This is a genomic window from Wenzhouxiangella sp. XN201 (genome assembly GCF_011008905.1).
In the GTDB taxonomy this organism is placed as follows: Bacteria; Pseudomonadota; Gammaproteobacteria; order Xanthomonadales; family Wenzhouxiangellaceae; genus Wenzhouxiangella.
The window spans coordinates 1,688,969-1,700,387 of record NZ_JAAIVI010000017.1 but is presented as its reverse complement, the minus strand read 5'-3'; the positions used below and the strand labels follow the sequence as shown (position 1 = coordinate 1,700,387).

Sequence of the window (11,419 nt, the reverse complement as noted above, 5' to 3'; positions counted from 1 at the left end):
TGCGACGGAGTCGATGGACGAAAGTGCTGACTACCTGCTGGGTAGCAGACTCTAGACGCGAGCTGTCACGTGGTAGTCGATGGCTGATCTGTCTCGTGCTGGCTTGGCTGGTGCTTCGTTGGGCAGGCATTGTGCTCGAGGTTGTTTACCGGCCGTTATTTCCCTGGGATGCGTGGTCTGCTTATGGCATGCAGGCCAAAGTCTGGTACTTCCAGTCAAATTTTGAGCAGTTTGCGACTGGGATGAGATGGTTCCAGGTCGAGGGGCCGACTTGGACTGCTGGCAGGAGTTGGAATCCTCCTGGTATTGGCCTGATTCAACTCTGGTCATTGCAGGCACTCGGTCACTACGACGATGCTCTAATGAACCTTGCATGGCCGCTGGCGATGGCCGGTACAGGCCTGGTTATATTTGGGACCCTCAGGATGGTGGGCGGAAGCCTGCTCGTGGCCATTGGTGCCGTAGCAGCCGTGCTGACTCTTCCCGTTCTGAACACCCAAGCCGTGCTGGCCGGGTACGGTGATATCTGGATTGGATTGTATCTGCTGCTCGCGACCAGCGGTGGCGTGCTGGCTCATGCATTCGGGCCGCGATGGCTGTTAGTGACAGGCGTTGCCGTTGCCGGCATGCTGATGATCAAGGAAACAAGTTTTTTGTGGACGCCTGTGCTGGCCCTGGGCCTAGTTGCCGGGTGGGTGCGTTTTCGCTGGATACTTCTGCTAGCTGTGCTGGGCTTTCTCGGTTTCTGTACATTCTTGTGGGTTTACGGTGACCCGATTCGTGTCAGCACCTTGGGTCGGCTTGGCTTTGGAAATGACGGGTTTGTTTGGCCTGCGAAGATCAACGTCGATGCTTGGCGTGAGATCGTGATGTGGCCGGCACTGCTGCGGCATCTGTTCGTCTATCCCAACTGGCACTTGTTCTGGTTCCTGGTGCCGGGTCTTGTGCTGGCTAGTTGCTGGTATGCATTGCGTGCACGCGTTTTCGCCATGATGGCCATCGTGACCTGGGGCGGACTAACGCTGTTGCTTGGGTTCTTTTCCTTTTCGACACTGGGCAATGCAGTTCTCGACGGCACCAGCGTCAACCGCCTGCTGTTGCACTTGGTGCCAGCGATTGGACTTCTTGGTGGTTTGGTGGTTCTGCGCTGGCAGGGGGGACTTATTCAGGAGCTCCGGATATGATTCGGCGGCCGCGACGCGTGCCCGGGTTTGTGGCGGTAGGCCTACTGGCTGCCGGGCTGCTTTGGGGCGCGTTCAATACTTGGATCATGTTGGGCGATAATTATCGCCATGTGCTCTCGACCTACGTGGTTCCATCCGAGAGTTGGCAGGTGGTGGCGGGTGAGGGCGTGGTTTGGGAATCCGGCCTGCAATTGCAGGCGCCGGGCCCCATGGGATATGTTTTGGTTGCCGGCGCGTTGCCGGACGCGATTGATGCTGACTGGCTCGATGCTATTGTCGTGCACTTTGCGAAGTTGGGCACTTATCATGAGCTGCAAGCTGGCGTTTCGCGTTCGGCGAATCTGGCCGGCCTGCGTGAAGCCCCGTTGCGCTTGGACGAGAAGCTTGAAGGGCGGCTGGATGCCGGCGATCTGTTCCTGTCTGATGATTCGATCAATTTCGTAACCCTGCGCGTGCGCGGTGGTCTCGGGCCTTCCACCGTGGTCGAGCAAGTCAAACTGCATCGCGCCAGGCCCGATTTCACCGAGTTGCAGGGGCTGCTCTGGACCAGCCTGGTCGACCTGGGCGGCTGGACCCAACGCAGCATCAATCACACTCGTCCGGATTACGTGCCCCTGCGGGTGTCACCTGTGGTGGCTGTTGTGTGTTGGCTCGGATTGTTCGTGTTGCTGACGTTGTTGTTGGTCGATCCAGCGAGCTTGCCCGGCCGCCGCACAAGAATGCTGGCCGGCCTGGGAGTTCTAATCGGGTGGTTGTCGCTGGATGCCAGTTGGCAGGTGTCATTGTGGTTGCGGCACGTCGATGCCGTATCGAGGTATTCTGGGATTCCGGCCGAAGATAAGTCGATTAATGACCTGGATGCCGAGGTCGCGAGTTTTGTCAGCGATCTACGTGACGTGCTCGATGACGACAGTCAACCGGTAGTGATTTTTGCTGGAAGCCTTTTTGAGTATTTCCGCGCCCGTTATGCCGCCGTGCCGCAACCGGTGGTAGGACGTTTGGGACTGCGTACGGTCTGGCTCCGTCGGCTCAGGCCTCACGATGTGATGGTCACTCTTGATTTACACGCTGCGCTCCACGAGCAACCCGTTTCAGTTGACGGTTCCAGCGAACCGGACGAGCCGCGCGAGCTTCCGCTCAAGTCGGTGGCCGGCCGGCATGTCGAACTGGCCGACTGTCCGGCCTCGCAAATTGATTGTCGAGGTTCGACTCTGCGCCTTAAGGAAGGAAAGCGACCCAGGATGGTGGAAGTGCCCTGGCTCGATGACCTGGACGAGGGTATCTGGCAGGTCGAGTTTGATCTCACCGGCGGGCACCAAGCCGGCTGGGTGCGGCTGGAAGTCTTCCGGCGCGGCATGGGCAACAGCAAACGTTGGGCTTGGCGTGAGGTCTATTTGGGCGAAGACATCACGCGGACGTTTTCGTTGGCCTTTCGCGCAGATGAGGGTGCCGAGTACCGAATACGCCTGCGCGAGCGCAGCGCGCGGGGTGTGTCTGTGTACGCCATTAGGTTTTTACCGATGGCTTGGGGAGATGATCTGGTAGAATTGAGCCCGGATGGCGATCCGCCGTATTTTTTGGCGAGGCGCATTCTGGAATCAGGGGGGAAATCTGCGTGGGAGATGCTTTAGATGGGGGCACTGACCTACAGCTCCATGGCGGCCATTCTGGCTGCTTTTTTATTCGCGGTAGTGGCGGTGCCGGTACTCCGGCGTCCGGCGCATGCAGTAAACCTGGTTGATCGGCCGGGCGGGCGCAAAAACCACGACCGCGAAGTGCCGTTGATCGGCGGACTGGCCATGTTCCTGGGCTTTGCGGTTGCCATGCTGATGATCGAAGCCAGCCTGCGGCCCTACGCCAGCCTGATCGTCGGTATGGGTATCCTGCTGATGGTTGGCGTGATCGACGACCTGATCGACATGAGTGCCAGTGCCAAGCTCTCGGCCCAGGTGCTGGTGGCGATACTGATGGTTTCCTGGGGCGAGGTCCAGATTCACACGCTCGGTGACCTGGTTGGCGTTAAACCGATCGAGATGGGCGAGTGGGCCATTCCTTTTACCGTGCTTTGTACGGTGCTGCTGATCAATGCCATCAACATGGCCGACGGTACCGACGGTCTGGCCGGCGGGCTGGTGGCTGTGGCCCTGGCCATGCTGTTGACGGCCGGGATTCTTGGCGGCGCCTCGCGGGCGTTTGTCGGGGTTGCCGGCGTTTTGATGGCCGCTGTGATCGGTTTTCTCTGCTACAACCTGCGCGTGCCAGGCCGGCCTTGTGCTACGGCTTTCATGGGGGATTCGGGTAGCATGATGCTGGGCTTCGCACTTGCCTGGCTGGCGGTGTATCTTAGCCAGGTTGAGGATGTGTCGATCTACCCGGTCTCGATTGCCTGGATCTTGGTTCTGCCGGTACTCGACGTGCTAACTCTCTATATCCGCCGCATCATGAAGGGTCGCAGCCCCTTCTCTGCTGACCGTGAGCATCTGCACCACGTATTACTGCGGTCGGGTTTTTCTGTCATGGTTACGGTCTGGGTGCTAATTCTGGTGATGACCATCTTCGGCCTGATTGGCATGGCCGGTTGGCGTCAGGGGTGGCCGGAGTGGTGGCTGTTTCTGGGGCTGATCCCGGTGTTTATCGGTCAATATCTTTGTTCGATTCGAGCGTGGCGGTTGATGCGGTACCTCAAGAAACGTTAGCTTGGTGATCTTTCCCCCTGTGCGAATTGGTGCTAATGTTGGACCCAAATAGGGGCGTTTCCGGCCCGCACATTCCGGTCGTGAAGTCCGGTATTTCCAGCAAAAACCTGAGGTAAAGAACATGAATGTTTGCATCCCCCGATCGTTATTGGTGGGAATCCTGGCACTGGCCGTATCTGCAGTGGGCTTTTCGGCCCAGCCGGACGAGTTGTTCCAGACCCATGTCTATTCCGACACCGTGCTGATTGAGCCCGGCGCCGACAAGGCCTTCGACTTCGACGTCGACTTGATTGTCAGTGGGCCCGAGGGCTTTTACTACCGCGAGAGCTTCTCCGCAGGCTCAGTTGTCGAGTTTACTCCCTCCAGACTGCCTGGGAGGTCGCTTTCTGATGGCGTCTACCAGTATGAACTGCGGATCACTGGCACAGGCCTGAATATGGTTCGAGGCGACCACGAAGCGCTCCATTTTCCAGCTGGATCAGTCACCATGCTCGACAGCCCGCACAGCGGCACCTTTGCCATCGCGGACGGCAGTTTTGTCTCTCCCGATATCGACGAGCCGGTCGCACAGCACGAGTCATCCGGCAAGGACAGCGGGAGCTTCAGCCTGCAGACTGACGACGCCGATGGCGGTGGAAGCCGTGACCAAGTCATTGTCGACGACCTTGTTGTCCAGGGCAGCGAGTGTGTCGGTATCGACTGCGTAAACGGCGAGACCTTCGGATTCGATACTATCCGAATGAAGGAGAACAATGTTCGCCTTCAATTCAATGACACGAGTTCGAGCAGCAGCTTTCCGAACAATAACTGGCAGATCCGCGCCAATGACAGCGCCAACGGCGGTGCCAATTACCTTGGCATCATCGATCAGGGCGCGAGCGGTTCCAGCGAAGCCGGCACTCGCCTGTTCACCGTTTCAGCCGGCGCCCCGGCACACTCACTCTTTGTGGCGAGTACGGGCCGGGTCGGTTTGCGCACCAGCACGCCGGTACTCGATCTTCATGTCAACACAAACAATACACCGGGCATTCGACTTGAACAGAACAGCTCGGGCGGATTCAGCGCCCAGACCTGGGATATCGCCGGAAACGAAGCCAACTTTTTTGTTCGTGATGTGACCGGCGGCAGCCGCCTGCCGTTTCGTATTCGGCCGGGTGCGCCGACCAGTTCCATCGACATCGCCGCCAGCGGTAATGTCGGGATTGGAAATTCATCACCAAATCAACCGCTCCATATTAAGAGGACGGACAACACAGCTCAATTGCTTATCGAAGATACAGGTGTGGGCAATCAGAGATTGCTTAGCTTGGTTAACCATGGAGTTCCCGCGATGCACCTGCAAGATGCCTCACAAGGCAACGTAAACTGGACATTTTCCGTGGCCGGAACGCAGAACGTCGACGAGAGATTCCAGCTCAACAAAGTGGGCTCCGGACAGGTTGAAATGCAATTATTTGCTGATGGCAGCGCGGAGTTTGCTGGTGACGTTACCGCAAACGGCGTACTGCTTACTTCGGCTCGAGCCACGAAGACCGACTTCAAGCCGGTGAAAGCTGAGGAGATTCTGCAGAAGCTAGTGTCGCTCGAAATTTCCGAGTGGCGCTACCGGAAGGAACCAAAAGGCACGCGTCACATAGGTGCTATGGCCGAAGAATTTCAGGCTGCATTTGGCCTGAGCGATGGCAAGACGTTGAACATGATTGATACAACAGGCATTTCGTTTGCCGCGATCAAGGCGCTCAAGCAAGAGCTGGATGATAAGCAGACGGAAGTCGATGCGTTGTCCGCCAAGGTGGAACTTCTCGAAAAGGCAGTGGACGCCTTGGTCTCTCAAGCCAGTATGAATTGACCAGGGAGTGACCTGAAGTATTCAGGAGTACCTTTCCTGCGGCTGCATCAAACCTGCTTGCGAGGTTGTGAAAGGTGCTGGAGGCCCGACCTCCAGCACCTTTTTTCTTGCCTTGTTCTGGATTGCCGGAAGGGCTTGATTCACTCTCTCACTTCGAATGAGTCCCGGAACAGTAGGTGGATATCTCCCCTAAAATAACGGCGAGCCAGATTCCAGGCATCATTCCCGACGGTCTGGCCGATGACGCGACCCGGTAGGTCGTCGAATTCGGGGTGGATGCCGCCGTAGATGCGTGATCGGCCGCTCTCGTCGGCGGCGTCGTAGTAGCGGGCCCACTGCAGGCACATGTCCTGGCTGGGGCCGAGTTCAAAGCTCAGGAAGCTGTCCTGCGCCACGCAGTACTCGCCCAGGCCTCCCGGAAAGAATTCGTCGCCGGTCAGGCGGGTGAGCACCTGTGCTGCGGCCCGGCTGAAGGTACTGTGCCCGGATACATAGCCGGCAAACGGTGGCGTGACAAAATCCGGCTGCTGGTACGGCCACCAGGCTTGGGCGCGGATCCAGCCGACTCCGGCGGTCTCGGTTTCCGGGTCGTGGCCGTGGCCGCGCCAGGCGCGGATGGCGATTTCGCCGATATGGTCGGCGAGGTGAGCGTGATGGTTATTCACGCTGTCGGCTGTAATCAGTTCGATCAGGCCGGGTACTAGCGGCAAGCCCTCCGGGTCATATGAAGGGTCGGCCAGGTCGGTGGATTGGCCCCTGCTGGCCATGTAGCGAATCGCCGCGATCGGCCGCACGGCGTCATGATAGCCCTTGATGCCCCAGGAACTGACGGCGGCATCGTGCATGGCGCCGCCCAGGGCCAGGTAGGCCTTGACGTCCCATTCCAGGGGGTCGACCAGGTCGCCCTCGCCGCCGATACGTCGTTCGAGCAACGGGTCGTCATTGACTGAGTTGAGCAGTGTGAACCAGTGGCCGGGCGGTGTTTCCGAGGCGGGTCCGTCGGCCCAGAACTCGGCGATGGCGCGGTAGTAGTCACCGCGGAGTACAGGCTGCGGTTCATAGGGCGCGCCGGTGTAGGGGTTGGTGGAATATCCGGTTCCGTCGTTGGTGCCGAGCGTGCTGTTTCCCATGCTGGCCGGGCTGATGTCCATTTCCTCGCCGTCGCTCGGGTCAAGCATGCTCGAGAACTCAATCACGCCGACGAAGTTGGCCTTGTATTCGACGGTGGAGTCCGCGCCCGGGTCGTTGGTTAGCATCGGCGGCGGACCGGGGTCGTGGTAGACCCAGTATTCATTGCCCGAGCCGGCCGGATGAATGTCGAGGTTCGACTCGTCCAGGGCAAAGGGCAGCACCTGCCCCCACTCGGCACCCAGGAAGTTCTGTGCGTCGCCGACCTGGTTGCCGCTCTGGTCGACAAAACCTTCGGAGCGCTGCAGCGGCTGCCAGCGGTTGGGGTCGATCATGGCCGCGTTTCCAGGCTCATCTAGGTTGAGCGGATCGTTGATCGGCTGGTAGAAGCGGTTGCTGTAGGCATTGGATTCATTGGCGCCGTCGTCGAGGCCGTAGTCGATCAAGGTATCGGCGATGCGGATGCCCAGTCCGCGCGGAGAATCCTCATGTGGGTCGTTGAAATCCGGATCGTATCCGAGCGAGACCATCAGGGCCTCGAGTTTGTTGCTGGTCTTTTCGGGATCGTCCGGATCCACGGTGTCGTTACCGGGCGAGAGGGCAAAGCGGTGCTGCAGTAGCTTGTGAACGGCATGGCTGATGGCTTCGTTGCGTGCCTCCTCGATAGAGCCCGCGCTCATGGACTCCAGGTGCAGGACGCCATCGGCCCGCGAATCGAAAGCTGCCCAGGCATCCCACATGGCGACCGAGGCGTGGTAGAGGTTGCGCGCATGGACGACCGGGCGGGCAAAATCGTTGCGAATCGCGTCGAGCAGGGCCTCGTTCCACTGTCGGGCGACTGAGTGGCCGGAAAAATCCCCGGCCTGGGCAGGCTGGGCTGCAATGAGCAGCCCGGCCAACAAAACCGCAGTCAATGTCCGCATTAGGTCCTCATTCAAATCGGTTGCTGAAGATGATGGCCCGGTCCAGGGTGAGGATCTGATTGGCCTCGATCCCGGATTGGCTTGTTTCGGTGCCGTCGGGCCAGCGAATGGTCAGGTCGGCAGTAGCGGCGTTGCCCAGGCCGAAATGAGCCTCGATCGGTTCGCCGGAAAGGTAGTTATTACCGGCGCGAATCTCGCGCACCTGGGTCGCGCCACCCGCAGTCAACTCCAGGCGCGCGCCCACCGCGAGTCGGTTGGGTCCGATGTCGCGCAGCCGGACCCGCAGCCAGTGGTGGTCGGGGTGGCCCTGATTCCGATAGAACTCGGGCTCGACGCTACCGCCGCCGAGGGGGCTGTTTCGCTGCACGATCACGTCGATCTGGCCGTTGTTGTTCGAGTCGAAGCAGACCACGGCGCGGCCCTGGCCTCCTGAATCAATGCCCATCGCGACGGCTTTTTCGGTGAAGCTGCCGTCACCGTTGTTCATGTACAGCCGGGCCGGGTTGTCGGCGAACTTCGGATTGTGGCCCTGGTAGCCATTGACCATGAACAGGTCCAGCCAGCCGTCGTTGTCAAAATCCGCAGCACAGGTACCCCAGCCCCAGTCGCCCTCGCGCACACCGGCCGTGTCGGTGACGTCTTCGAAGCTGCCATCACCGAGACCGCGGTAGAGGCGGTTGCCGGTGGTGCCGTAGTGAGGGCTGATCTCATCGTCCCAGATGCTGGTGACGAACCAGTCCATATGACCGTCGTTGTCAAAATCGCCGACGGTCGCGCCCATGCCGTTTTCGTCGGTGATCACGTTGGAATCCGTGGTGTCGGAGAACGTGCCGTCGCCGTTGTTCTTGAAAACGCGCGAATTCTCGAAGTCGGCGGCTATCAGCAGGTCGGGATCGCCGTCGCCGTCGATATCGGTGAAATTGGGTGTGAAGTGGAATGTCTTGTCGACATTGAAGGGGCCGACGCCGGCCTGGATGCTGACGTCCTCGAACTGCCCATTGCCGAGATTGCGCCAAAGATGGCCCGCGGCCGTGCCACCTTCGCCGCCGGCCTGCCAGTAGGCCACGGCCAGGTCGAGATGGCCGTCGCTGTCGATATCGGCCAGGGCCATGGAGTGGGCATCCATGGACGAGGTGAGCTGGCTGGCGGCGGTGGCGTCGGTGAACATGCCCTGGCCGTCGTTGAGAAACAGGCGTATGGGGGTGGTTTCCTGTTCCGGGCCGGTGCCCTCCCGGATTCCACCGAGCAGCAGGTCGAGCGTGCCGTCGCCGTCGACATCGGCCAGCACGGCACCGTTGGGGATACCGTCGATCCCGACCAGTCCCGCAGCCGTGGTGCGGTCCACGAACTTGCCGTCGCCCTGGTTAATGAAAAGGCGCGGCGGGTTGTCCCCACGCAGCAAAATGACATCGACCAGGCCGTCGTCGTCGACATCCCCGGCGGACGCGCCGCCAACATGCCACGGTGTGACATAGCTGGCGTCGAGCTGAAACGGGGCCGACAGGCCGCTGTTGATCGGCTGCACCTGGTCGAAGCCTTCCCAGGCGGCCTGCGCCGGTAAAGCGGTGGCGGATGAAGCGATCACCGCGCAGATCAACAAGCGTTTCACTCAGGTGAGTCCTGATGGGGGGAGGCGGGGATTGTGACTCAGGTTTGGCGTGTTGCGCAATCTGCGATGTCCGGGGCGACTGGATTGGGGGGTGGTGCCCAGGGGGAGACTCGAGCTGGGTCGGAACTCCGTCAGCACTTCTCCGCGCTTTGCGCGAAGCCGTACTGACTCCGTGATCGGAATCAGATCCGTATCTCGGGGGTTCTCTGTGGGGAGATGCTCTGGGCGCCTGGAAGGTGCTCCAAGGCCCCACATCCTTTCGGATACTAGCGGTTGCGGTGCTCCGCAGGCGCTTTTTTGTGCTGCGCACAAAGCCGCACCTGCTGCGCGATTTGTTCAAGTCGCTTCAGGTGCACCTGGCTGAGGGTCGTGGGGGATCTAATGGTGCCCAGGGGGAGACTCGAACTCCCACATCCTTTCGGATACTAGCACCTGAAGCTAGCGCGTCTACCAATTCCGCCACCTGGGCTGGTGGGAGCGCGGCATTATAGTGCAAGCCGCCGGGGTTTTCCAAGTTTTGTCTGGCCAAAAAGAAGGCGGCCGGAGTGCGGGAGCTCCGGCCGCCGTGTTAGGTGTGGCCCAGGCAAGGGGGGAACCTGGGCCACGATCCGGATGGGGAAGGGGGGAACCCCGGTCCGGAAACTAAGATTGTACGGGGCGCTCAGGCACTGTCAAGGGCGATTTTCACGCTTCGTGAAGCAGTTCGCATTCGGGGCATCGAGCTGCGGGGGCGCTCAAGATTTTCCTTGGGCCCATTTGGCGGGTCCGATCGGGGCCTGGGCCGGGCCGTTTGCCTGCCTTTGACGGTCGGGGAGAGTATAATCCGGTGCCTGAATTCACTTGTCAGGAAATGATTCCCAATGGACTTCCAACTGACCGACGAGCAGCAGATGATCCAGGCTGCTGCGCGCGACTTCGCGCGGGAGGAAATTGCGCCGATCGCGCACGAATTCGACGCCTCGGGCGAGTTTCCCATGGCTACCATCAAGCGCATGGGCGAGCTCGGCCTGATGGGCATCGAGGTGCCCGAGGAGTACGGCGGGGCCGGCCTGGACACCATCGGCTATACGCTGGCGATGACCGAGATCTCGGCCGCCGACGCCGCCCACGGCACCATCATGTCGGTCAATAACTCGCTGTTCTGCAACGGCATTCTCAAGCACGGTACGGAAGACCAGAAGCAGACCTACGTGCGCGCCGTGGCCTCCGGTGAGGAAATCGGCGCCTACGCACTGACCGAGCCGTCTTCGGGTTCGGACGCGGCCAGCATGAAGTCGCGCGCCGTGCTCAGCGAAGACGGCAGCCACTACGTGATCAACGCACGCAAGTCGTGGATCACCTCCGGACCGGTGGCGCGCTACCTGGTGCTGTTCGCCGTGACCGATCCGGACGCCGGCGCCAAGGGCGTGACCGCCTTCATCATCGACGCTGACAAGGAAGGCTTTCACCGCGGCAAGCTCGAGCCCAAGCTCGGCATCCGTGCCTCGGCCACCTGCGAGATCGAGCTGACCGACTACCAGTGCCCGGTCGAAAACCGCCTGGGCGAAGAAGGACAGGGCTTCAAGATCGCCATGGGCGTGCTCGATGCCGGTCGCATCGGCATTGCCGCCCAGGCTGTTGGCATTGCCCAGGCGGCCTACGAGGCGAGCGTGGAATATGCACAGGAGCGCAAGGCCTTTGGCCGGGAAATCGGCACGTTCCAGATGATCCAGTCCAAGCTGGCCGACATGAAAACGCGCCTGGAAGCCGCGCGGCTACTGACGCTCAAGGCCGCCTGGACCAAGATGCAGGTGGCGAAGAGCGGCGGTCGATTCACCACCGAGGGGTCGATGGCCAAGCTGTTCGCTTCCGAGGCGGCGATGTGGATCGCCCACCAGGCGGTTCAGATCCACGGCGGCATGGGCTACAGCAAGGAAATGCCGGTCGAGCGCTATTTCCGCGATGCCAAGATCACCGAGATCTACGAGGGCACCAGCGAAATCCAGCGCATGGTGATCGCGAGATCAGCCACGGGTCTGCGTTAGGCTGGC

The 11,419-nt window shown here is 60.5% G+C and carries 7 protein-coding genes and 1 tRNA gene; 5 read left to right on the top strand and 3 right to left on the bottom strand.

What is annotated here, in order from left to right; translation table 11 throughout:
* The first annotated feature begins 95 nt into the window (after window positions 1-95).
* The 4 genes from G4Y73_RS08030 to G4Y73_RS08015 all read left to right on the top strand — a co-directional run bounded on the left by G4Y73_RS08030 (window position 96) and on the right by G4Y73_RS08015 (window position 5,729).
* Window positions 96-1,184, top strand: a complete 1,089-nt coding sequence (locus tag G4Y73_RS08030) for a hypothetical protein (RefSeq protein WP_164231029.1) — start codon at window positions 96-98, stop codon at window positions 1,182-1,184.
* Window positions 1,181-2,815: a hypothetical protein gene (locus G4Y73_RS08025; RefSeq protein ID WP_164231028.1), complete on the top strand. Its 1,635-nt coding sequence runs from the start codon at window positions 1,181-1,183 to the stop codon at window positions 2,813-2,815. The genes G4Y73_RS08030 and G4Y73_RS08025 overlap by 4 nt, the downstream gene beginning before the upstream one ends.
* 24 nt (window positions 2,816-2,839) lie before the next feature.
* Window positions 2,840-3,880, top strand: a complete 1,041-nt coding sequence (locus G4Y73_RS08020; RefSeq protein ID WP_164231027.1) for an MraY family glycosyltransferase — start codon at window positions 2,840-2,842, stop codon at window positions 3,878-3,880.
* A 121-nt stretch (window positions 3,881-4,001) separates the two neighbouring features.
* Window positions 4,002-5,729, top strand: coding sequence for a tail fiber domain-containing protein (locus tag G4Y73_RS08015; RefSeq protein ID WP_164231026.1), 1,728 nt, complete (start codon window positions 4,002-4,004; stop codon window positions 5,727-5,729).
* 140 nt (window positions 5,730-5,869) lie between these two features.
* Here the strand turns inward: G4Y73_RS08015 and G4Y73_RS08010 are convergent, their stop codons facing one another.
* The 3 genes from G4Y73_RS08010 to G4Y73_RS08000 form a co-directional block, all read right to left on the bottom strand.
* On the bottom strand, window positions 5,870-7,780 hold the full coding sequence (locus G4Y73_RS08010) for a vanadium-dependent haloperoxidase (protein ID WP_164231025.1): 1,911 nt from the start codon (window positions 7,778-7,780) through the stop codon (window positions 5,870-5,872).
* 7 nt (window positions 7,781-7,787) lie between these two features.
* On the bottom strand, window positions 7,788-9,389 hold the full coding sequence (locus tag G4Y73_RS08005; RefSeq protein WP_164231024.1) for a CRTAC1 family protein: 1,602 nt from the start codon (window positions 9,387-9,389) through the stop codon (window positions 7,788-7,790).
* A 382-nt stretch (window positions 9,390-9,771) separates the two neighbouring features.
* A tRNA-Leu gene (locus G4Y73_RS08000) sits at window positions 9,772-9,858 on the bottom strand.
* Between the two features lie 391 nt (window positions 9,859-10,249).
* On the opposite strand from G4Y73_RS08000, the gene G4Y73_RS07995 reads away from it, so the two are divergent.
* Complete coding sequence (locus G4Y73_RS07995; RefSeq protein ID WP_164231023.1) at window positions 10,250-11,413, top strand: acyl-CoA dehydrogenase family protein; 1,164 nt, start codon at window positions 10,250-10,252, stop codon at window positions 11,411-11,413.
* Window positions 11,414-11,419 lie beyond the last annotated feature (6 nt).